18 protein-coding genes and 1 riboswitch are annotated in these 22,698 nt (G+C 39.4%); of the genes, 4 read left to right on the forward strand and 14 right to left on the reverse strand.

Annotation, left to right across the window (positions count from 1 at the left end; genetic code table 11):
• Positions 1-265 precede the first annotated feature (265 nt).
• The 13 genes from thrA to B0183_RS10285 all read right to left on the reverse strand — a co-directional run bounded on the left by thrA (position 266) and on the right by B0183_RS10285 (position 15,813).
• Positions 266-2,710 carry a bifunctional aspartate kinase/homoserine dehydrogenase I gene (gene thrA / locus B0183_RS10225; protein ID WP_078208750.1) on the reverse strand — a complete coding sequence of 815 codons (2,445 nt, stop codon included), beginning with the start codon at positions 2,708-2,710 and terminating at the stop codon, positions 266-268.
• 389 nt (positions 2,711-3,099) lie between these two features.
• Positions 3,100-3,894, reverse strand: a complete 795-nt coding sequence (gene lpxA / locus B0183_RS10230) for an acyl-ACP--UDP-N-acetylglucosamine O-acyltransferase (protein WP_078208751.1) — start codon at positions 3,892-3,894, stop codon at positions 3,100-3,102.
• Between the two features lie 27 nt (positions 3,895-3,921).
• A complete protein-coding gene (gene fabZ, locus B0183_RS10235) occupies positions 3,922-4,389 on the reverse strand; it encodes a 3-hydroxyacyl-ACP dehydratase FabZ (RefSeq protein ID WP_021113251.1) in 468 nt (155 codons plus the stop codon).
• Positions 4,390-4,407: 18 nt separating this feature from the next.
• Positions 4,408-5,433 (reverse strand): UDP-3-O-(3-hydroxymyristoyl)glucosamine N-acyltransferase, encoded by a 1,026-nt coding sequence (gene lpxD, locus B0183_RS10240; RefSeq protein WP_005711021.1) that lies wholly within the window; start codon positions 5,431-5,433, stop codon positions 4,408-4,410.
• Positions 5,433-6,236 (reverse strand): OmpH/Skp family outer membrane protein, encoded by an 804-nt coding sequence (locus tag B0183_RS10245; RefSeq protein WP_021113351.1) that lies wholly within the window; start codon positions 6,234-6,236, stop codon positions 5,433-5,435. The genes lpxD and B0183_RS10245 overlap by 1 nt, the downstream gene beginning before the upstream one ends.
• A 74-nt stretch (positions 6,237-6,310) precedes the next feature.
• Positions 6,311-8,728: an outer membrane protein assembly factor BamA gene (bamA, locus tag B0183_RS10250; RefSeq protein ID WP_078208752.1), complete on the reverse strand. Its 2,418-nt coding sequence runs from the start codon at positions 8,726-8,728 to the stop codon at positions 6,311-6,313.
• A 50-nt stretch (positions 8,729-8,778) separates the two neighbouring features.
• Positions 8,779-10,098 (reverse strand): RIP metalloprotease RseP, encoded by a 1,320-nt coding sequence (gene rseP, locus B0183_RS10255; RefSeq protein WP_078208753.1) that lies wholly within the window; start codon positions 10,096-10,098, stop codon positions 8,779-8,781.
• 9 nt (positions 10,099-10,107) lie between these two features.
• Positions 10,108-10,977, reverse strand: a complete 870-nt coding sequence (locus B0183_RS10260; RefSeq protein ID WP_021114124.1) for a phosphatidate cytidylyltransferase — start codon at positions 10,975-10,977, stop codon at positions 10,108-10,110.
• A gap of 17 nt (positions 10,978-10,994) precedes the next feature.
• Complete coding sequence (gene uppS, locus B0183_RS10265; RefSeq protein WP_021118496.1) at positions 10,995-11,708, reverse strand: polyprenyl diphosphate synthase; 714 nt, start codon at positions 11,706-11,708, stop codon at positions 10,995-10,997.
• Positions 11,709-11,816: 108 nt separating this feature from the next.
• The gene (gene gloB, locus B0183_RS10270; protein WP_035494664.1) at positions 11,817-12,524 is read right to left on the reverse strand and encodes a hydroxyacylglutathione hydrolase; all 708 of its coding nucleotides are present in this window, start codon (positions 12,522-12,524) and stop codon (positions 11,817-11,819) included.
• An 84-nt stretch (positions 12,525-12,608) separates the two neighbouring features.
• The gene (gene nagK / locus B0183_RS10275; protein WP_062924007.1) at positions 12,609-13,523 is read right to left on the reverse strand and encodes an N-acetylglucosamine kinase; all 915 of its coding nucleotides are present in this window, start codon (positions 13,521-13,523) and stop codon (positions 12,609-12,611) included.
• Positions 13,524-13,525: 2 nt separating this feature from the next.
• The gene (locus B0183_RS10280; protein WP_078208754.1) at positions 13,526-14,248 is read right to left on the reverse strand and encodes a phosphatase PAP2 family protein; all 723 of its coding nucleotides are present in this window, start codon (positions 14,246-14,248) and stop codon (positions 13,526-13,528) included.
• A 290-nt stretch (positions 14,249-14,538) separates the two neighbouring features.
• Entirely contained in the window at positions 14,539-15,813 is a 1,275-nt protein-coding gene (locus tag B0183_RS10285) for an isochorismate synthase (RefSeq protein ID WP_038515042.1), read from the reverse strand.
• A 146-nt stretch (positions 15,814-15,959) separates the two neighbouring features.
• Between B0183_RS10285 and B0183_RS10290 the strand changes: the two genes are divergently transcribed.
• The 4 genes from B0183_RS10290 to priA all read left to right on the forward strand — a co-directional run bounded on the left by B0183_RS10290 (position 15,960) and on the right by priA (position 21,260).
• Positions 15,960-17,177, forward strand: coding sequence for a pyridoxal phosphate-dependent aminotransferase (locus B0183_RS10290; RefSeq protein ID WP_005711010.1), 1,218 nt, complete (start codon positions 15,960-15,962; stop codon positions 17,175-17,177).
• A gap of 122 nt (positions 17,178-17,299) precedes the next feature.
• Positions 17,300-18,181: an EamA family transporter RarD gene (gene rarD, locus B0183_RS10295; RefSeq protein WP_005711009.1), complete on the forward strand. Its 882-nt coding sequence runs from the start codon at positions 17,300-17,302 to the stop codon at positions 18,179-18,181.
• Positions 18,181-19,047, forward strand: a complete 867-nt coding sequence (gene rarD / locus B0183_RS10300) for an EamA family transporter RarD (protein ID WP_035494660.1) — start codon at positions 18,181-18,183, stop codon at positions 19,045-19,047. Before rarD (B0183_RS10295) ends, rarD (B0183_RS10300) begins: the two co-directional genes overlap by 1 nt.
• Positions 19,047-21,260: a primosomal protein N' gene (priA, locus tag B0183_RS10305; RefSeq protein ID WP_078208755.1), complete on the forward strand. Its 2,214-nt coding sequence runs from the start codon at positions 19,047-19,049 to the stop codon at positions 21,258-21,260. Before rarD (B0183_RS10300) ends, priA begins: the two co-directional genes overlap by 1 nt.
• Before the next feature lie 39 nt (positions 21,261-21,299).
• Here the strand turns inward: priA and thiB are convergent, their stop codons facing one another.
• On the reverse strand, positions 21,300-22,283 hold the full coding sequence (gene thiB / locus B0183_RS10310; protein ID WP_021111382.1) for a thiamine ABC transporter substrate binding subunit: 984 nt from the start codon (positions 22,281-22,283) through the stop codon (positions 21,300-21,302).
• Positions 22,284-22,333: 50 nt separating this feature from the next.
• Positions 22,334-22,430, reverse strand: a riboswitch (TPP riboswitch).
• Positions 22,431-22,698: the final 268 nt, after the last annotated feature.

Raw genomic sequence — 22,698 nt, forward strand, 5'->3', positions numbered from 1 at the left:
ATATCAACGGGCGGGCATAAAGCCCGCCCCTACAAAAGTATTGATAATCTGTTAAGGTTTGTTGATGTTTTGTGCTTATAAAATATGCTGTTTTATACCTAGCACGCAAAATGCGTACTAGGTTACGCATAGTTGAGTGGCTTTGCCACTCTAATTCTCAGCCCTAAAGGGGCTGAATTATGCGTAACCCAGTACGGCTCTGCCGTGCTGGGATGTTAAATAAACATCTATTGATGGTTTTTTAACCTCAAGACATCAAAAAGCCCTATTTCAACGTACGCAAAATATCCGCAAAAATACCTGCAGCGGTAACATCATTACCTGCACCATAGCCACGCAGTAATAGCGGAATCGGGCTGTAGTAGCGTGTATAGAACGCAAGGGCATTTTCACCGTTTTTCACTTTATAAAGCGGATCATCACCGTTTACTTCTTTGATTGCGACACGGCATTTACCGTTTTCAATGGAGCCCACATAACGCAACACATTGCCACAAGCGGTCGCGTTTTCCACACGTTTTGCAAATTCCGCATCAAGCTCCGGCAACATCGCTAAAAATTCTGCTGCAGTTTTGCCTTCAGAGAAACCTTTTGGTAAGACGCCTTCCATCTCAATATCTTCCAGCTCTAACGGATAGCCGCATTCACGCGCTAAAATCAATAACTTACGCGCCACATCTTGCCCTGATAAATCATCGCGAGGGTCTGGCTCAGTAAAGCCTTTTTCTTTGGCAATGTTAGTTGCTTCGGAAAGCGTAGCCCCTTCTTCTAACTTACCGAAAATGAAAGAGAGTGAACCGGATAAAATCCCTTCAAATTTCTCGACTTCATCGCCGGCAGCAAGCAAATTTTGTAGGTTTTCGATTACAGGCAAGCCTGCGCCCACATTGGTTTCATATAAGAATTTATGTTGGCTTTGACGAGCATTTTCACGCATTTCCTGATAATAAGCATAGCTTGAGGTATTCGCTTTCTTATTTGGTGTAATCACGTGGAAGCCTTCTTTTAATGCACGAGAATAAAGATTTGCCACCGATTGTGCTGTCGTACAATCGACAAAAACAGGATTAACAACGTGATGTAATTTAATGAATGAAAGCAACACATCAAAGTCAGATGGCTGTGTCGCCGACTCTAAATCCGCACGCCAGTTATCAAGGCTTAAGCCGTTTTCGTTGAGCAACATTTTATTTGAGTTAGCTAATGCACAAACACGGATCTCAATATCCTTCTTTGCAAGATATTCCTTCTGGGTTGTGATCTGTTCGATCAATTCGCCACCCACACCGCCAACACCCACTAAAAAGACATCGACCACTTTTTTGTTATTGAATAACGCTTTATGTGTAGCTTTAACAGCTTCAATGGCTTTATTTAATGGCACAACGGCAGAAATTGAACGCTCTGATGAACCTTGCGCAATCGCCACAATGCTGATATTTGCTTGAGCAAGCGCAGAGAAGAAGCGAGCCGCAATCCCTTTTGCGGTACGCATACCATCGCCGACCACCGACACGATAGAAAGGTCTTTAATCACTTCCACAGGATCTAATAAACCTTCTTTAAGCTCTTGAGCAAAGGTACTGTTTAACGCAGTTAGCGCTTTCTCAACCGCTTTGACTGGCACACAGAAGCTAATGCTATATTCAGAAGAAGATTGTGTAATTAAGTTCACAGAAATGCCCGCTTGCGACATCGCAGTAAACACACGAGCCGCCATACCAACCATACCTTGCATACCTGAGCCTGAAACATTGAACATTGCCACATTATCAAGGTTCGTGATCCCTTTCACTTTTAAATTATCATTTACTACATTACCGTTAATGATTGTGCCTGCTGCTTCCGGATTATGGGTATTTTTAATTAAGCACGGAATATTTAACGGCACTAACGGACCAATGGTACGAGGGTGGATCACTTTCGCACCGAAGTAAGAAAGCTCCATCGCTTCTTGATAGCTCATAGACTCTAAGCAGATCGCATCCGGCACTAAACGAGGATCGCAAGTATAAACGCCGTCCACATCCGTCCAAATTTCGCACACATCTGCTTTTAAACAAGCCGCTAAACAGGCTGCAGAGTAATCTGAACCATTACGACCAAGTAACACCAATTCACCTTGCTCATTACCTGCCGTAAAGCCCGCCATTAACACCACATTTTTCTTTGGAATCGAAAGGGCTTCAATACGTTTAGTCGATTCAGCAATGTCCACAGAAGACTCTAAATAGCTCCCGTTAGCTAATAATTTTTTGACAGGATCAACGCGAGTAACTTCATAGCCTTTTGCTTCAAACCACGCTTTCATCATCGCAATCGACAATTTTTCCCCACGGCTATGTACTGTTGCACCGATATTATCTGGGCAGAATTTATTTTTTGCTGCTTCAGCTGCAATATTGCAGATGTCGTCTAGTTCTGCTTTGATAAAGGCACTTAATCCTTCACGGTCGAAATTGTTATTGACGGCATATAATCCGTTGATGATGTTATTGAAAATGTCGGTGGCTTCGGTGAGATGAGATTCGTAGGATTCGCCTGTTTGGGCTTTATCGACAACGGCGACAAGATGGTTAGTGATTTTCGCTGGGGCGGATAGTACGCCAGCGGCTTGGTCTGCCAAATGTGCCTTTTCGATGATGTCGGCGGCTTGTAAAAAGCGTTCTGGATTGGCTAAAGAAGTACCTCCAAATTTTAGAACTCGCATAATTTCTCCTGAAGATAATAGTTAATGTTTGCAAATTTTGTTACAAAAAAACCCGCTTGTTTAAGCGGGTTTCTGTGAATCTTGTTCCGTTTTCTAGCCACGAACACCCGCACTATGTTGGCACATAATGGTCATCATCGTGGTAATAATCATAGAAAAACGGTTCATCGCTATTCTCTAAATATTAAGCGTAAAAAGTGAATGAGAGAATCCTCTAAAATAGAGCGTTTGTCAACAGGTTTTTATAGAATAACTGCTATTAAGATGTCAGATTAAAAATCGATGTATCTATATTCTTTAGAACAACATCTTATATGGATACATTTTTGCCATTGATACAGAATGTATGCTCGAATATTTTAATTCCTCAATAAGAGAGCATGAACAAATTAACGAATAATTCCTCGTCTAGAACGCTTAAAGAAATCCAAGAATAAACTGACCGCTGCCTCTGTTTTGGCATACTGTTCAATTTCTGGAATAGCTTCTTCTAAGGTTTTACCACTGCGGTAAATTAACTTATACACATTACGGATTGCGTGCATTGTTGCTTTCTTAAAGCCACGACGCTTTAATCCCTCAAGATTAACACCGAACGGTTGGGCGTGGTTGCCTTGAGCCATTACATAAGGCGGAACGTCTTGGCTCACCATTGAACCACCACCTAACATAACGTGCGATCCCACAACGACAAATTGATGAATAGCTGACATTCCGCCAACAATCACAAAATCATCAAGGGTAACGTGTCCGGCTAAAGTACCATTATTCGCAATAATACAACGATTACCGATAGAGCAATCGTGAGCGATATGGCAGTTAATCATAAATAAGTTATCGTTACCCACACGCGTAACGCCACCGCCTTGAACCGTGCCACGATGAATAGTCACACTTTCACGGATACGGTTACGATGTCCAATAATGGTTTTAGTTGGTTCACCTTGATATTTAAGATCTTGGTTAATTTCACCAATACTTGCAAATTGGAAAATTTGATTATCTTCACCTATTTCTGTATCACCTTGAATAACAACGTGAGAGTGAATTTTTGTACCAGCCCCAATACGAACATCCTTGCCGATAACACAAAATGCACCGATTTCCACATTTGCACCAATTTTAGCACCTTCTTCGATCAAGGCTGTTGGGTGAATTTTGGCTGAAGCGTCAATTAATTGCATAGTATTTTCCTCTTTATTCAAGCAAGATTATTTACGCGCACACATTAAGTCTGCTTCGCAAACTAGCGTATCATCTACATAAACTTTACCTGTAAATGCCGTAATACCTCGACGCTCTTTAACAAAGGTCACTTCAATGATCATTTGATCGCCTGGTACTACAGGGCGTTTAAAGCGAGCATTATCTACTGCTGCAAAATAGTAAAGTTCGTTTTCTTTCAATTTACCGTAACTTTTAATCGCTAACACACCTGTTGCCTGAGCCATTGCTTCTAAAATAAGTACACCTGGGAAAACGGGTTGATTTGGAAAATGCCCAGTAAAACAAGGCTCATTTACACTCACATTTTTTACAGCTCGGAGCCATTTACCTTCTTCAAAATCTACCACACGATCCACTAATAAAAACGGGTAACGATGTGGAAGCATTTCCATAATTTCAGTTACTTCAATAATTCTTGGTTCACGATTTTCTGTTTGTAATTTGGTTGTCACTACTAAGACCTCAATCAATTATTCAGCTAAACGTTTTTCCAATGCTTTCAAACGTTTATTCATTTCATCAATATTCATTACAAGAGCAGCTGTTTTACGCCATTCTTTATTAGTTTGCAAAGGAATACCCGATGAGTAAATTCCTTTCTCTGTGATTGGTCGCATTACCATTCCCATTCCAGTAATGATTGCCCCATCACAAATTTCCATATGCCCATTGATTACACTTGCCCCACCAATTTGGCAGAAGCGTCCTACTTTCAGGCTACCCGCCATTACGACCCCGCCAGCGATTGCCGTGCCATAACCGATATGTACGTTATGTGCAATTTGACATAGGTTATCAATAATCACATTGTCTTCAATCACCGTTGGATCTAAAGCACCACGATCAATACAGGTACAAGCCCCAATTTCAACACGATTACCGATAATCACGCCACCAGTCTGAGGAATTTTAATCCATTGACCTTTCTCATTTGCATAGCCAAAACCGTCACTACCAATAACGGCAGAAGATTGAATTAAACAATCTGAGCCAATTTGTACATTATGGTAAACCGACACATTTGCCCATAATTTTGTTCTTGCACCAATTTTACTGTTTTTTCCAACAAAACAGCCAGCACCAATCACCGCATCATCACCGATTTCAACACCACTTTCAATCACAGCATTTGCACCGACAGAAACGTTATGACCCAATTTAGCATCAGGTGAGATCACGGCACTTTCAGCGATATTTTCGGCAGGGTTTGGGGTTGTATCCATATATTGAGCTAAAATCGCATAAGCAACATAAGGGTTTCCAACCACGATCAAGTTTTGACCTTCGGCACAAAATTCGACATCAGCTTCAGAAACAATAATAGCTCCCGCTTGGCATTGAGCTAACTGTGGACGATATTTTGCATTAGAGATAAAGGTGATCTGATTAGAGGTTGCTTTATCTAAAGGAGCAATGCTTAAAATAGCCAAATCGGCGTTACCCTTTAGAGTACCGCCGATCTGCTCCGCTAATTCAATTAAACGGAATTCAGCCATTATTTTTTCACTTCTTCTGGTTTTGTGACTTCCGCTGCAGGCGCTTGAGTTTTTGGAGCCTCTGGCATTTTTCCACCCATTGCAACTAGAATTTCTTCTGTAATATCTGCTGCATTTCCATCTTTAGCATATAATGCGACCGATGGAGGAAGAACTAAAGTATAGCCTTTAGATTCCGCGACTTGTTTAATTTTCGCATTAATATCTTCAACGACTTTTTGTTGTACTTGTTCAGGAGTTATTACACCAGATTCTTTTTGTACCTTAGCAATTTCTTCTTGGAAAGCCGCTACTTTCTTTTGAAACTCATCAGCACGTTTTTGGAACTCTTCTGCTTTTTTTCCAAATTCTACTTCACGTTGTTGCAATGCAGAAACTTTATTTTGGAATGGTTTAGCTTCTGCGTTAATTTTATCCTGACGTGCTTGGATCTCTTTCGCTTTTAACCTAGGTGCATCTTTTTCAAGTTGGGCTACCTTTTTCTTCATTGCAGCTTCTAAGGTCACTTGTTCTTTTTGTAACTTCTGTGCATCTTCTTCAATTTTTTTACGCTCATCCAATAATGCTTTTTCTTCATCGGATAATGCTTTATTTTCTGCTGCTAATTGTTTTTCCCTTGGTGCAAATTTAGATTCAGTGTCTTTCATAAATTTAGTGAATTTATCATTTGCTTCAATGGTAAGTGGATGATTTTGTATTAAGAAATTAGGATCAACAAATCCAATTTTTTCATTTGCATTTACTGTATTCGCACTAAAAGCTAAAGCTGAAGCAACTGCGGCAAGTTTAAATAAATTTTTCATTAAAATGTCCTTTCTGAAGTTAGGAAAGATAGACTCGTAAAAAAATGAACAAATCTATCCGCTTGTTTATAAGATTAGAATGAACCACCAATGCTAAATTGGAACTGTTCAATTTCATCACCTTGATATTTTTTAATTGGTTTCGCATAAGAAAATACCAATGGACCTATCGGGGAATTCCATTGGAATGCGATACCTGTAGATGCACGAAAACGTTTATAATCTTTAAAGTTTTCTAAACTAGAATAATTATATTGAATGTCGTTTACTACTGGATTAGTTTTCCATTTTGTATTCAACACTGTGGCAGCGTCCACAAATAATGAAGTTCTTACATTATGTTGATATTTTTCACTTACAAATGGTGTTGGAGTAATTAATTCTAAAGTTGCAGATGCCATTGCATTACCGCCAACAATATCTCCATTTACGGAATTGAATCGGATATTACCATTGTTATCTTTACCCAGATAGATTGCTTTTGGTCCAATAGCTCCGTAAGCAAAACCTCTAAGAGAGCCGATGCCTCCTGCAGTATAAGTTTGATAGAATGGTAATTCTTTACCACTAAAACCATTTGCATAAGCAATATTCGCTTTAGTTGAGATAACCCACTTATGTTCGCGATTGACTGGTAAATAGTTTTTAAAATCAATACTAACTTTATAATACTTATTGTCTGAACCTGGTGTGGTAATACGTCCACTAATGCTTGTTAAAGTCCCTTCTGTTGGGAGAAAACCTCGATTTAGACTATTATAGTTCCAACCAAAAGAAAAATCGAAGTCATTTGCTTCAATTTTTTTATAGACATTTAAGTCATTATCAATCGGGAATTTCATGGATTGTACATAAAGTTCACGATTAAATTCACGTTGAGCATTCTTAATCAGATCTTGAGCGTAGCCTAGACCAAGGAAATAGGAGTTGTATTCATTTACAGGGAATCCTAAAGTACTATTGACTCCATAGGTTTGTCGTTTATAACTTGCGACACTATTATTTTTTGAATTATCATAATCCTCGTAGAAGATATTTCCACCAAGGCTTACTCCATCCTTAGTAAAGTATGGTTCAGTATACCCTAAATTGATACTTGTACCATAGTCATTACGGGTACCATTTAAACTAATTGTAGAGCCCATACCTAAGAAATTATCCTGTTTTATCCCAGCTTGATAACTTAAACCACTTTCTGTTCCATAACCAACACCGAAATTAATACTTCCTGTATTTCGTTCTTTTATTTTATATACAATATCAACTTGATCCGCAGTATTTGGGACATTTGGATAGCTCATTTCTACACTATCGTAAAACCCCGTTCTTTCTAGACGAGCCTTCCCCAAAGCAGCTAGACTTGTTGACAACCATGCTCCTTCTTGCTGACGCATTTCTCGACGTAACGTTGAATCTGCAGTCACATCATTTCCTTCAAAACGAATCTGTCTTACATAAACACGCTGCCCAGCATCCACAACAAATGTGAGACGAATTGTTTTATTTGTATCATCGAAGGTTGGATGAAGCTCTATTTTAGCGGAAGCAAAACCATTATTTCCAAATACTTGTTTAATATTGTCTTCAATTTTTGAAAGTTCATTTTTGCTAAAGAGCTCGCCTGTTTTATAATATTTGAGCTGTTCATTTAACTCGTTGTCTAATTTTGCAGTATTACCAATAATACGTATTTCACTTACAGTATAAGGTATTCCTTCATTGATTTTATATGTTAAAGATACTTCTTTTTTATCATCACTAAATACGGGTTGTTCAGCTTCAACATTAAATTTTGCATATCCTTGGTTCATGTAGAAATTACGTAGATTTTCTAAATCTTGATTGTATGCTGTTTGTTCAAATTTACTACTTTGAAAAATATTGAACCAAGAAACATCAGGTTGAATATCCAGTTGTTTCATTAATACTTTTGATGTAAAAGCTTGATTTCCTTCAAAATTAATAGCTTTTACATAGGCAACATCTCCCTCTTTTATATCTAACTTAATATTTACACCTCCATTGTCTGAGTTTGTTATAACAGTATCAATGGTAGCATTGTAACGACCTATAGAGTGGTAATGCTCAATGAGTGCTGATTTAAATGCGTCTAACTTTGTAGAATTAAATAATTCTCCTTTAGTGATGAGATTCGCTTTTAGATTTTGTTCCAGTGGCTCCTTGGGGATTGCAGAATTACCTTCAATATCAACATTATTGATGACTGGATTCTCTACCACTTTAATAATTAAAATATCTCCTTCACGGGTTGCACTAATATTTTGAAAACGATTTTGTACAAATAAATGACGAATAACGTTTGCAATATCATTATCAGTCGCTAGTTGTCCTACTTTTACAGGTAATGTAGGGATCATTGTTTGGCTTACAGATGTTTGGATACCATCAATACGAATATCTTTGATCACAAAAGGTGAAGCAAAAGCAACGCCATTTGCAACTAATAATGTTGAAAGTAATAGTTTTTTCATTTAAATGATCCTATTCGTTGGTAAAATAATATAAATATCTAACCACTTGACTAAAAGTGGATTAAATCATTAAACAATGCAAATAGCATTAACCCTACGACAAACATACCCCCAATCTGCTGAAAACGCAGTTGGAATGCCTCAGGTACAGGTTTTCTACGAACCGCTTCCCCAGTGAGTAAAACTAATTGCCCACCATCTAAAGGCAAAATAGGGAACAGATTCATCACTGCAAGGTTAACACTTATCAATGCCATAAATCCTAAGTAATAGACAAAACCAATTTCAGCCGTTGCCCCAGCCCCTTTTGCCATTGAAATTGGGCCGCCCATATTACTTAGAGAAAGCTCGCCTGTAATTAAATTTCCAATAAACTGTAAAATCGTATAACTTAATGATACGACTTTTTCTAAGCTCTTTCCAAAGGCGGAAAGAATATCATACTTTAATTCACTTCGATACTTTGATTCTAATGGTTGATACGTTGGCACTAAGCCTATTAAATAACGCTCATCTTCCTTTGAATATTCAGGCTGCAACTGAAAAGCTAATTGCTGGTTATTCCGTTCAATCGTCAAATCAATAATATTACCTGTTTGCACCTGCTCTAACAAATATCGCCATTCAAAAGGTTGCTGATTAACAGAAATAATTTTATCGCCAGCTAAAATCCCTGATCTTGCCGAAACCGAATTTTCGACTACATTTTTAATAATTGGTTCAACCGTCGCACTTTTAGGACGAATACCTAAAGTAGTTAACGGATTTTCCTTATTTCCATCAACATTCCAATTTCTCAAATCTAGCGTAAATTGACGAGAAATATTTTCATCAATATGGTTGCCTTCAATAACCACTTCAGCTTCTCCAATCTTGCCCAACAAAGCTAGGGTAACATCTTCCCAATCTTGAACGGAACGGTTATCTACCGTTTTAATTCCCAATTCTGTTTCCAGCTTTGCATAAGCTGCAATAGAATCTGGAATCACAGATCCGATCACTGGCTTAACCGTTGGAACCCCAACATTAAACACCGCCCAATACGCCAAAATCGCAAATAAAAAATTCGCCACTGGACCTGCAAGAACGATAAAAGCACGTTGCAAAACAGACTTTGTATGTAAAGATTGCGAATCTGGTAATTGATGTTCTGCTTCACCATTGTGCATTTGCACATAGCCACCTAAAGGAATGAGTGAAAATGCAAATTCAGTCCCTTGTTTATCTTTCTTACGCCATAATACTTTTCCAAAACCAATAGAAAAACGTAGAACCTTTACGCCACATTTTCGCGCTGCCCAAAAATGCCCGTATTCGTGTACGAATACCAACACGCAGATCAGAATAAAAAAGGCGAGCATTGAAGTCATTGCGCTACCCTATAGGAAAAAGAAAAAGCCGATAGCAAAAATAGGCACGGCGGCCGTTAAACTATCAATACGATCCAAAATACCGCCGTGACCTGGAATTAAATTACTGCTATCTTTAATGCCTACTTGGCGTTTAAACATACTTTCGCTCAAGTCGCCTAAAATCGAAATCGCTACCGTAATAACTGAAAGTACAACAAATGCAGAAGTATTTAACTCACGCCCAAACACATTTGCAGGCACTACACTTAAGAAAATCGTTGCAATAACAGCAGAAGTTATCACACCACCAATCGCCCCTTCCCAAGATTTACTTGGTGACACTTTAGGTGCAAGTTTATGTTTACCGAATGCACGCCCTGAAAAATAAGCCCCAGAGTCAGCCCCCCAAACTAGCAAGAAAACATAGAGTAATAAATAAGTGCCTTGATATTGATCGAGATTATATTGATAGAAACGTAAAGCAAGAGTCCCAATCAAAAATGGAATTAAGGTGCAAAAACCAAAAATAAACTTAGCCACCACTGATTTAGCCCAAACATCTGCTGATTTTGGATAGCTAACAACCAAAGCTGATGCAACCAACCACCAAAAACCGCCAATAAAGAGCAAAGGTGTCGTTTCATCAGTCAAAAAACGTGTAGCTTGAATATAACTTGTTCCAGCCATAATAGGAAAAATCAATAAACAGGTCACCACAAAAGCAACGATAGCACGCGCTATTGGACGTTTGAAACCTGCAAATTGCGCCCATTCCCACATACCTAACACAACAATAGCGGATAAGCCAATCGTAAAAGCTAAGGGTGAAAGCCAAAACAGTGCAACCACTGCTAAAATAATCATCACTATTGCCGAAAGAATGCGTTCTTTAAGCATTGAATTTTCCTTATAGATTAACAACCACCAAAACGGCGATCACGTTGTTGATAAGCAATAATGGCATCTGTAAATGCCTTTTCATCAAAATCAGGCCATAAAACTGGGCTAAACACTAACTCGGCATAAGCAATTTGCCATAATAAAAAATTACTGATTCGCTGCTCACCGCTAGTACGAATTAATAAATCAACCTGTGGCTGATCTTCAGTCACTAAATGACGTTGAAAATAATCAGGGGTAATCTCATCAACGGAAAGTTCACCATTTTTTACTTGTAATGCAATCTGCTTAGTTGCTTGGGTAATATCCCAATACCCACCATAATTCCCAGCAATATTTAACATTAGACCTGTATTATTCGCAGTTAATGCTTCCGATTGAGCAATACGATTTTGCAAACTTTCACTAAGGGCTGATTTATCACCAATAATCTTGAGTCGAATATTATTTTTATGTAACTTCTTGACTTCGTAATCTAACGCTTTCATAAACACCGTCATTAATGCGGACACTTCGGCTTTAGGTCTTGACCAATTTTCGCTACTAAATGCGTAGAGCGTTAGTACCTTAATGCCATGTTTAGCTGCAAAATTTATCGCAGAACGTACCGCTTTTACACCATTTTGATGCCCAAATATGCGTAATTTCCCTTGTTGTTTTGCCCAACGCCCATTACCGTCCATAATAATTGCAACGTGTTGAGGCATTAATTGAGGTTCAATATCCACAGAAATATCCACTTTATGATTAAAAATAAATCAGTTTAAAGGCAATGTATGCCTATAATCAAAATAACTACAACTATACCATAGGATAGAAGATTGGGGAATCTACCTTTAAAAATTATCCTTTTGTTTCCTTAGACTAATAAACTCATCTAAAGTCACCGCTTGCATAAACGGGTTAATCTGTTTTTCAATACCAATCGTACTCGGTAGCGTAGGTTTATATTGTGAACGTAAAATATCTGCTCGCTCTTGATATTCCATTAATACACAGTTTGTCGCCATCACCACTTCAGCAAATTTAAGATTACTTTGCGTATATTCATGGCCTGCATAGACTTGCACAAAATCAGGCAAGGCTTTAAAACGTTGTAAGGCATCAAACTGAGCTTGGTAATCCCCTGTAAACACTCGTCCGCAACCACCTGAAAATAACGCATCACCGCAAAACAGATATTCATTCTCGATCAAATAACTAATATGTTGAGCCGTATGCCCTGCACTCTCAATCACTCGCACCTTTAACCCTAACAGTTCAAACTGTTGCTCAGGGTAAACAATCTGATTGGCAAACTGACTGACTTCTTCTGAGCCATAAATAAGCATATCGGGAAATTGTGCCACTAAACCAGCCACGCCATCAGTATGATCGTGATGATTATGGGTAAGCAAAATAGCGGTAGGATTAAGCTGATGTTTTGCAAGAAAAGCTAATACAGCTTGAGTCTCTGCTGGATCGACAATAATCGCTTGGCGCTCTTTTTGTAAAATCCAAATGTAATTATCAGAAAGGGCTGGAATTGGGGTGATTTGAAGCATATTAATTTTCCAAGTAGGTCGGGCATTTATGCTCGACTTTGCTGTATTCTATAAATAATTGTCGGGCATAAATGCCCGACCTACTTATTTCAAAAATAACGCCGCCGCCCCGCGCACACCGCTTGAGTCGCCGTGGAGCGCTTTTTTAATCACTGGCACTTCCGCATTACGCAATAAATATTTTGGCAAGGCTTTTGGCAAGGCTTCATAAATATAATCAAAGTTAGACAAACCACCACCAAACACAATCATATCTGGATCAAGCACCGTAATATAATTTGCCACCGAAATTGCCATTAACTCAATGTATTTCTCAACAAACTCAACGGTTTTCTCATCTTTATCGTAAAAACGCTGAATAATGTTTTTTGCATCAACTTTTTCGCCGACTAAATCATTATAAAGCATCTCAAAACCACGTCCTGAGATATAGCTATCCAAACAAGCCATATTACCACAGCCACATTTATAAATCGGTGCCTTATCCCAACCAAGCAATTTCAACGCGTGGTAGTTAAGCTGAATATGCCCCACCTCGCCAGCCATACCGATTTGACCTGAGTGAGCTTTACCGTTCAACACAATACCGCCACCAAAACCTGTACCAATAATCAACCCTAACACCGTTGAATATTGCAGATTGCTTTCGTCCCACGCTTCCGATAAAGCCAAGCAGTTCGCATCGTTTTCAACACGCACTTCACGCCCTAAACGCGCTTCCAAATCTTGAATAATTTTATTGCCGTGAACCACCGCAATGTTGGCAATTTCCGCTAACCCAGTTTTATGATTAACAAAACCTGGTACACCAAGCCCCACAGTGCCTTGCTCGCCAAATTTTGCATCGGCATTACGCACTAAGGTTTCCACCGTTCTTAACCAATCCTCATAACTCGTTTGTGGGGTTGGCACTCGCTCGCTGTGTAACTTCTCTAATTTCTCATTAAAGGCAGCCAATTCAATTTTTGTACCGCCAATATCCAAACCGTAATAAACCATAGTTAGTCTCGCTTTTTAAATAATATCCATTTTTCTAAGAGTGGGATTACCCATAAGAAGATGATCAAGTGGAAAACCCACGCAATCAAAGTACTGACAAACAGATCGATAGGATAATGCATTCCTAACCGCAAACGGCTGATCAACATCAAACCAGCCCACAAAATCACAAAAAATTGAGCAAAAATCACCGCTTGTCCACGAATACCAAACAGCAACCCTGCAAACATCAATAGCCAAGATACCCCAAAAATCGTATGCCCTGACGGGAAAGAGTAGCCCAGCTCATCTGCTTGATGTTCAACCACAAACTGATTTTCAGGTTGCACAAATTTCAATACCGCCGTTTCCTGTTCAGCTTTAGGTAAAGCATAAAATGCCTCAGTATCCGCCTGAAACATCTGTGTCACAAAAGGACGAGGCTCTTTAAAGACCGCTTTCGCCCCCTCTTTAATTGCCTGTGTTCCAACTACCGACGTTGCACAAATAAAGCCTACTAAAAACCACGAATAGCGAGTGCGCGCAAGCCACATCAGCCACAACATAAACAGCACGCAAGTGATTAACGCATAAGGCGTTGAACCCGTTTCCGTTAAAATAAACAACGCCCAATCGAAAACATTAACACCAAGATTAGTTTGCAAATTCCATTGCCACCCAATTAACCACGCTGTAGCTGGAATGAACAACATTAATAACGTCAAAAATGAAAGTTTCTTTACCATATTATAAATCCTATGCAATATTAAATTGTATTCATTAAAAAACTACGTGATATACCTGTAAAATAAATAGAATGTTTCTGTAATATAATGAATAATTAGCACCTGCTTACTAAAAGGTAGAGTCCCACCACCCCTACTGATTGTTATGTGCTACCCCCAATGGTTTCTTATTGCTGACTTCTAATTAAGCTCAACAGATATATTCTAGTCTGTTTATTCTAATTTCGACTACCACATTATGACTATTGTGAAGAAAATCTAAGGCGCAGAAGTAAAATATGAAAAAGAAATTACTCCATTAACCCTACCATTGCTTGTGCTTTGCGGTCAATTTCTTGCCATTCTGATTGAGGATCAGATTTTTCGACAATTCCTGCCCCTGCATAAAAGGTAATTTGATTAGCTTGAATAAGGGCTGAACGTAACATTACGCAAAACTCGGCTTGTTCGGGCGTGAAATAGCCTAATGCCCCTGCATACCAGCCCCGCTCAAAACATTCCTGTTGTTGAATAAACTGCTTCGCCTTAGGGCGTGGCAGTCCTGCGACGGCGGCGGTTGGGTGAATACGAGCAAGGCAATCTGCGTCGCTGACCTGCTCTGTCAGTTGCGTTTGGATTTTTCGGCGTAAATGCTGCACGTTATGTAACCGCTTGATCTCTGCATCGCTGACTTGAATATCCGTTGCACAATCAGCCAGATGACTACAAATATCGTCCACGACCAGCCAATTTTCATAGATATTTTTTTGATCGTTGAGTAGCCATAGGGCATTTTGTTCCGTTTGAACAGGATCGTCCGTCACTGCCACTGTGCCAGCTAGAGCTTCGGTAAAAAATTGACGTTGTTGGCGTAAATAGAGCCGTTCGGGTGTTGAGCCGATAAAGGCTTCCCCTTGTTTTTCCGACCATAAGAAATGATAACAGCCTAGATTTTTTTGTTGGCTGGCAAAAAGCAGAACGTAGGGGGAAATGAGGTGTGTAAAAGTTTTGGTGGTCGCATTGGCTAACACCACTTTATTCATTTGCTGTTGTTGAATTTGTTCAATCGCTAATTCAATGTTGTGTTGCCAACGTGAAAAATCACAGGCAACTTTTGTGCTTAACAAGCTATTTTCAATGGGGTGAAGTTCGGCTGTCTGCTCAAACTGAGCTAACAAAGCGATACATTCCTTTTGTTCGCTTTCAAAATGGCGACCATCTAGATTTAACCAAGCGGTGATGTTCTTCTCATTTTTTACTAACAGCAAGCGTGGCAACACAAAATGGCATTGTCCTTCAAATTCTATTCCGCCGACGACCATTAAATCAGACTGTTTGCTAAATTGTTCTACGTCGTCTAAATGCTCAAAGGTTTGTACCGCACCGACTGCCACTATCGTTTGTTCTGTATCTCGATTTTGCCAGTAGTAGTGGGGGAAAAGCGGTTGTGCTTTTAGCCAAGCTAGTAATTGTTGATTTTCAAGGTCTATTGCAATTTCTGCTTGCAACTGTACTAAGCCTTGTGCCACAGGCTTTTGTTGTAGTTGTTGATAAAGTTGTTGCTTTAACTGACTAAACACAGACATTGCAAAAAATCCTAAAAATCTCACCGCTTGACAAAAAAGAAGTCTATTTTAGCCTATTTCCACTTTTTTTTCCTAACAAATCGGAGTACAGTAGAGAGATTTTTATAAATTAACAGATAATTAACCCTCTATTTTAGGGAGAAACAATGGAACGCTTTGCAAAAACCGATAAATTAGCTCACGTCCGCTACGATATTCGTGGGCCTATACATAAGGAAGCGACCCGTCTGGAAGAAGAAGGGCATAAGATTTTAAAATTAAACATTGGTAACCCAGCCCCATTCGGTTTTGAAGCCCCTGCGGAAATTTTAGTTGATGTTATTCGTAACTTACCAACCGCTCAAGGCTATTGCGACTCTAAGGGTTTGTACTCTGCTCGTAAGGCGATTGTGCAATATTATCAATTAAAAGGTATGCGTGATTTAGATGTCGGTGATGTTTACATTGGTAACGGCGTATCTGAACTCATCACAATGTCAATGCAAGCCTTGTTAAATGATGGCGATGAGATTTTAATTCCGATGCCAGATTATCCACTTTGGACAGCGGCGGCAACCCTTGCAGGCGGTAAAGCGGTTCATTACCTTTGCGATGAAGAAAATGAGTGGTTTCCAGATATTGAAGATATTAAATCGAAAATCACCCCAAGAACCAAAGCAATTTTGGTGATTAACCCGAATAACCCAACGGGAGCAGTGTATAGCCGTCAGTTATTATTGGATATTGTGGCGATTGCCCGTGAACATAACTTGATTATTTTCTCAGATGAAATTTACGAGAAAATTGTCTATGACGGTGCGGTACATCATCATCTTGCCCCTCTTGCCCCTGATCTTTTAACGGTGACTTATAATGGTTTGTCAAAGGCATACCGTGTGGCAGGTTTCCGTCAAGGTTGGATGGTGTTAAACGGCCCGAAAAATCAGGCAAAAGGCTTTATTGAAGGCTTAGATATGCTTGCGTCAATGCGTTTATGTGCCAACACCCCGATGCAACACGCTATTCAAACAGCGTTAGGCGGTTATCAAAGCATTAACGAATTTATCTTACCGGGTGGTCGTTTATTGGAACAACGTAATAAGGCTCACGAATTGCTCACCAAAATCCCAGGGATTAGCTGTGTGAAACCAAAAGGGGCGATGTATATGTTCCCGAAAATTGATACGGAAATGTACGGTATCAAAGACGATCAAAAATTTGTTTACGATCTGCTTCAACAGGAAAAAGTGTTGCTGGTTCAAGGCTCAGGCTTTAACTGGCATAAACCAGACCACTTCCGTGTGGTGACATTGCCGTATGTTGATCAGCTGGAAGAAGCGATTGGACGATTAGCGAAGTTTTTGCAGAGTTATCGTCAGGATTAATTAAGCATTTCCACTTGAAATATGTAGGGACACACTGCGTGTGTCCGTGCATTTATATCTGTCTATATTTCGGATACACTAGTTTCGGACACACGCAGTGTGTCCCTACGGGTATGTTTTTAATGATAAAAGGCATCACATTTTCCGTCACCGCATCTATTTTATTCGGTGTACTCTATTATTTATCCACCCATTTAAAACCGCTTTCCGGTGAAGAAATTTACGGTTTTAGAATGTGGGTAAGCCTGCCTTTTGTGATTTCTGCACTCTTTATTTTCAAAAAAAACGACGAATTTAACCGCTATTTAAAACGCCTAAAACAGCACCCCCATTTAATTTTGGTATTATTAACAACTACTGCGGTCACAGGCTCGCAGATGTGGCTTTTTCTGTATGCCCCAAACAACGGTTATGCCATTGATGTGTCTATTGGTTATCTGTTAATGCCGATTGCAATGGTTGCCGTTGGGCGATTTTTATTTAATGAAACCTTATCTCTCTTAAAAATTATCTCAATTATTTCCGCATCTGTTGGAGTATTCATTACGTTAATGACCGCAGGCTCACTCTCTTGGGCTACCTCAATGGTATTAATCGGCTACCCTGTTTATTTCAGTTTGCGTAAACATTTTGATATGTCGCATTTATCCAGCTTTGTCTGCGAAATTATATTAATGTTGCCGATAGCCACTTATTTTATGCTCAATACCGATATGCAATTTGTCACCGAAAATAATCCGAATTTTTATTTTTGGTTAGTGTTATTAGGCATTGTCAGTGGTACGGCATTAATTGGCTATATAATGGCAAGTAGCCTTGTGCCGATTAATGTTTTGGGATTATTAAGCTATATTGAACCGCTTGCAATGCTAATTGTTGCCTTTATTATTGGCGAAGTGTTAGATCAATCTTCCTATATTTTAATGGTGTGTTTGATGCTGTCGATATGTCTATTAGTGCTTGATGGCATTATTGCTATTCGTAAACAGCGCCGGGGGGAATAATGTTAAAAGGGATCTTATTTTCACTTTCTGCAAATATCTTATTCGGTGCTGGCTATTATTTTGCAGTTTTACTTCGCCCTTTAGAAAGCGATAGTATTTTTGGCTTTCGTATTGTGGTATTAATGCCATTTATTTTACTGGCGATCTTTTTATTTCATCAACAAAAAGCCTTTAAAGATTTATATTATAGAGTAAAACAGACACCTTGTCTTATTTTTATTCTTCTGCTCTTAGCATTAAATACAGCTATTCAGCTTTGGTTATTTCTTTGGGCACCGAATAATAATCAAGCTATTGAAGTTTCTATCGGTTATCTATTATTACCTATCGTTGCAGTTGCTTTAGGTAAACTAGTTTTTAAAGAGCATTTTACTTTATTAAAATGGCTTGCTTTATTTTTTGCAACTCTTGGCGTTACAATCAATATTGTTTTAACCGCAAGTATTTCGTGGGCAACTTTTGTGGCTGGCTTTGGCTACCCTATTTATATTGTATTACGTCGCTATTTTCATATTAATAATTTAGCTACTTTCTTTGTAGAATTATTATTGTTATTACCCTTTGCTATTTATTATATTGCTCAAGTTGATCAAGCCTCTATTTTAATGCAAAATGAATATCTCTATTTTTATCTAGCATTATTAGGGCTAGTGAATGGAATGGCATTTATTTTATATATCGCTTCGAGTAATTTACTGCCGATTAATGTGTTAGGATTACTTGGCTATGCCGAACCTTTGGTAATGTTATTTATTTCCTTTGCCATTGGTGAAGTATTAGAAGCAAAATCCTATATTTTAATGGCGTGTTTGGCGGTATCTATTATCTTATTAAGTGTTGATAGTTTTCGCAAAGTGAAACCCTGATGAACCTCATCCAAATTGCGCTACCCGTGCCGTTGGCACGTTATTTTGATTACCTGCTTCCAACGCATTTTGAAAATGTGGTGAAAGGGGCTAGGGTCGTTGTGCCTTTTGGTCGCCAACGTAAAATCGGGATTGTGGTGGACTTTCCGACCACATCAGATATTCCCACCGAAAAACTGAAACCGATTGAGCAACTGTTAGATGAACAAGCTCTGTTTGACGCTGAAATGTGGCAACTTTTACAGTGGGCAAGCCGTTATTATCACGCCCCTTTCGGCGAAGTGCTACAAAGTGCTTTGCCTGTCAAACTACGACAAGGGGAAAGTAGTGAACGCACTGCTCCCGACTATTTTGTTGTCACGGAAAACGGCAGAAAAGCCCTAGCCAACGGCGTGGTTCAAAAGGCAAAAAAACAACAAGAGCTATTAAGCAAACTGGCGGAATTTGCAAATTTCTTTGAAAAACCGACCGCTTGTAGCCCTGCGGTATGGAAAGCTTTGTTTGAAAAAGGGTATCTGGAAAAGCTGGAAATCCCTTTTAACGTGCAAAGCTGGCAGGAAAAATTGGGCGAACAGCCGATTTGCAACAGCCAAAACCGTTTAACGTTGAATAAACAGCAAACCCTTGTCGTCAGCCGTTTGCATTATCAACAAGGCTTCGGGGCGTTTTTGCTCAATGGGGTCACAGGCTCAGGGAAAACGGAAGTCTATCTGCAAGTGATCGAAGAAGTGCTGAAACGGGGCGAACAAGTGTTGGTGCTAGTGCCTGAAATCGGGCTGACCCCCCAAACCATTCAACGTTTCCAAGCTCGTTTTAACGTGGAAATTGACGCATTGCATTCGCATCTTAACGACACTCAACGGCTCAATGCGTGGCTTCGAGCAAAAAACGGCGAAAGTGCGATTGTGATCGGCACACGTTCCGCCTTGTTCACACAATTTCAGCAACTTGGCTTAATCATTATTGATGAAGAACACGATGGCTCATTCAAACAACAAGATGGCTGGCGTTATCACGCACGAGATCTGGCGGTGCTTCGAGCGAAAAATAACAACATTCCGATCATTCTCGGCTCGGCAACGCCTAGTTTTGAAAGTTTGCAAAATGTACAAAACGGTAAATTTATCGAACTTCAGCTTACTGCAAGGGCTGGTAATGCACACTTTTCCAAACAAACCTTAATTGATTTGAAAAAACAGCGGATTTATTCGGGCTTATCGGAAAAGTTGTTAGCAATGATGCAAGCTCACTTGGAAAAAGGCAATCAAGTGATGTTGTTTTTAAACCGACGGGGGTTTGCCCCTGTTTTACTTTGTCACGAATGTGGCTGGATTGCCGATTGCCCGTCCTGTGATAAGCCCTTTACCTATCACCAAAAACAGCGAGTATTGCGTTGCCATCACTGTGCTTCGCAAAAAGCCATTCCACGCCAGTGCGGACATTGTGGCTCAGTCAATTTGATTACCACTGGGATCGGCACAGAACAGCTGGAACAAGTGCTGGCACAGCGTTTTCCGCAGTACAGTATTACTCGCATTGATCGTGACAGCACCGCTCGTAAAGGCTCGTTGGAACAACACCTTGCCGAAATCCAAGCAGGCAAAAGCCAAATTTTGATCGGCACACAGATGTTAGCCAAAGGACACCATTTCCCGAATGTCACTTTAGTGGCAATCGTGAATGTGGATAGTAGCCTGTTTTCCACTGATTACCGTGCAGAAGAACGTTTGGCACAGCTTTATGTACAAGTGTCAGGGCGAGCAGGACGGGCGGAAAAGCAAGGGGAAGTAGTGCTACAAACGCATTACCCTGATCACCCGTTACTGACCAGCTTACTCAACGACGGCTACCTTGCCTTTGCAAGCCAAGCCTTAGCGATGCGAAAAATAATGAGCTTACCGCCGTTTTCTTCGCAAGTGCTTATTCGTGCAACGGGTAGAGATAGCGACAAAGTTGCAAATTTTCTGCAAGATTTGACCGCTTGTTTACAACAAATTATCGGAGAAAATGGCTGGCAAGGCTTTCAGCTACTCGGACCTTTCAACGCTCCGATGGCAAAAAAAGCAGGGCATTATCGCTGGCAGTTACTTATTCAACATTCGGCAAGAAGTGCGATCCAACAGTTGTTAGATCGTTTTGATGAGCAAAAAGAACAGTTCCTGCGAAACGATATTCGATTGACGGTGGATATTGATCCGCAGGAGTTGGGGTAGGTCATTGTGACCTTTGAGCTTATTTAGCCATTCTAAAAACTATTGGTTAACAATATTTAACCAAGTATTTATCCAGCGCTTTATCTCACTGTTATCAGGAAGAGTGAAACTTATAGTTTGATAAGTTGGCAAGGTGTTAAATAAAGGATCTGCCTTAGTATTCACAACAGGCTTCATTACATTATAGTAAGAAATAATTCGTTGCGATTCTGGCTGTTGTAAGAAGCCTAAAAACTGCTGAGCTAATTTGAGTTGTCTGCTGCTCTTTGTGATTGCCGCTACTTCCACCTGCACTAAATGTCCTTCTGCAAAATCTGCAGCAACGTATTTATCTGTCTGTTCGTGCCATTGATGATATAACGGAGAAGTCGTGTAACTGAGAACCAAATCTGCTTCGTTTTTCAAAAATGCACCATAAGTTTCAGACCAGCCTTTACCCACAGTGACGGTATGTTTGGCTAAATTCTGCCACGCTGATTCTGCCTGCTTGCCATAAACTTGATTTACCCAAAAGAGCAATCCTCGTCCAACAGTGCTGGTTCTAGGATCTTGATAAATCACTTTAAGATCTTGACGCTCCACAAGTTCTTTTAAACTTTTTGGTGGATTACTGACTTTTTCTTTGTTGTAGATAAAAGCATATTCACCAAAATCATAAGGCAAAAATATTTTGCTTTGCCATTCAAGCGGTAAGTTATTGGCATTATTTTGCAGATTATGTTCTACAAATAAATTCGATTTTTCAGCTTCAGGCATTAAGAAATGATCAATGCCTAACATTACATCGGCTTTAGTTTTATTCTTTTCCAAGCGAATGCGATTGAACATTGTCACCCCATCTTCAAAAGGCATAAATTTCAAATTACATTGGCATTGTTTTTCAAATAGCGGCTCAAGTTCAGCAGCAGGCCCCCATTTTGAAGCAAAAGAATCATAGGTATACACGGTCAATGTAGGTTGTTCGGCATATACTGTGGCAGTAGTTAGGGTTAAAGCAGAGAGAGTGAAAAATTTGAATTTCATTGAATATTCCTTCTAAAAGTAAAAATAGAAGGATCTAAAACAGGCGAAGATAAATTGTCTGTCTCAAATCCCTACGCTGATATTAGTCAGATCAGGTTCTATGGGTATTTCTCAGCCTTGTTACACAAAGCACCCCAATGAGAACGAACAGTATTTTATAAGTTTATAAGATAATGTCAAAGTAAAATAAAAATGATAGAATGCAGCAATTGTACATTTATAGGGTATTAAAATTGTATTATGTCTTACAATAAATTAAGCTATCGTCACAGAAGTGAGCCTCTCCCACAATTTGTGTAAATACCTGTTTCTGAGATAATACATTCAGACACAGGTATTTTAATTATGAACGAAAAACAACTTCACGCCTTGGCAGCGGAATTTGCCAAAAACCTAAAAACATCAGCCTAGAAAA

This window comes from Glaesserella parasuis, assembly GCF_002015085.1.
Classification (GTDB): domain Bacteria; phylum Pseudomonadota; class Gammaproteobacteria; order Enterobacterales; family Pasteurellaceae; genus Glaesserella; species Glaesserella parasuis.

Coding starts and splice junctions, on each gene's coding strand:
- thrA (WP_078208750.1), bottom strand. CDS start 2,710: ATGCGAGTTCTAAAATTTGGAGGTACTTCTTTAGCCAATCCAGAACGC.
- lpxA (WP_078208751.1), bottom strand. CDS start 3,894: ATGCAATTAATTGACGCTTCAGCCAAAATTCACCCAACAGCCTTGATC.
- lpxD (WP_005711021.1), bottom strand. CDS start 5,433: ATGGCTGAATTCCGTTTAATTGAATTAGCGGAGCAGATCGGCGGTACT.
- B0183_RS10245 (WP_021113351.1), bottom strand. CDS start 6,236: ATGAAAAATTTATTTAAACTTGCCGCAGTTGCTTCAGCTTTAGCTTTT.
- bamA (WP_078208752.1), bottom strand. CDS start 8,728: ATGAAAAAACTATTACTTTCAACATTATTAGTTGCAAATGGCGTTGCT.
- rseP (WP_078208753.1), bottom strand. CDS start 10,098: ATGACTTCAATGCTCGCCTTTTTTATTCTGATCTGCGTGTTGGTATTC.
- B0183_RS10260 (WP_021114124.1), bottom strand. CDS start 10,977: ATGCTTAAAGAACGCATTCTTTCGGCAATAGTGATGATTATTTTAGCA.
- gloB (WP_035494664.1), bottom strand. CDS start 12,524: ATGCTTCAAATCACCCCAATTCCAGCCCTTTCTGATAATTACATTTGG.
- nagK (WP_062924007.1), bottom strand. CDS start 13,523: ATGGTTTATTACGGTTTGGATATTGGCGGTACAAAAATTGAATTGGCT.
- B0183_RS10280 (WP_078208754.1), bottom strand. CDS start 14,248: ATGGTAAAGAAACTTTCATTTTTGACGTTATTAATGTTGTTCATTCCA.
- B0183_RS10285 (WP_038515042.1), bottom strand. CDS start 15,813: ATGTCTGTGTTTAGTCAGTTAAAGCAACAACTTTATCAACAACTACAA.
- B0183_RS10290 (WP_005711010.1), top strand. CDS start 15,960: ATGGAACGCTTTGCAAAAACCGATAAATTAGCTCACGTCCGCTACGAT.
- rarD (WP_005711009.1), top strand. CDS start 17,300: ATGATAAAAGGCATCACATTTTCCGTCACCGCATCTATTTTATTCGGT.
- rarD (WP_035494660.1), top strand. CDS start 18,181: ATGTTAAAAGGGATCTTATTTTCACTTTCTGCAAATATCTTATTCGGT.
- priA (WP_078208755.1), top strand. CDS start 19,047: ATGAACCTCATCCAAATTGCGCTACCCGTGCCGTTGGCACGTTATTTT.
- thiB (WP_021111382.1), bottom strand. CDS start 22,283: ATGAAATTCAAATTTTTCACTCTCTCTGCTTTAACCCTAACTACTGCC.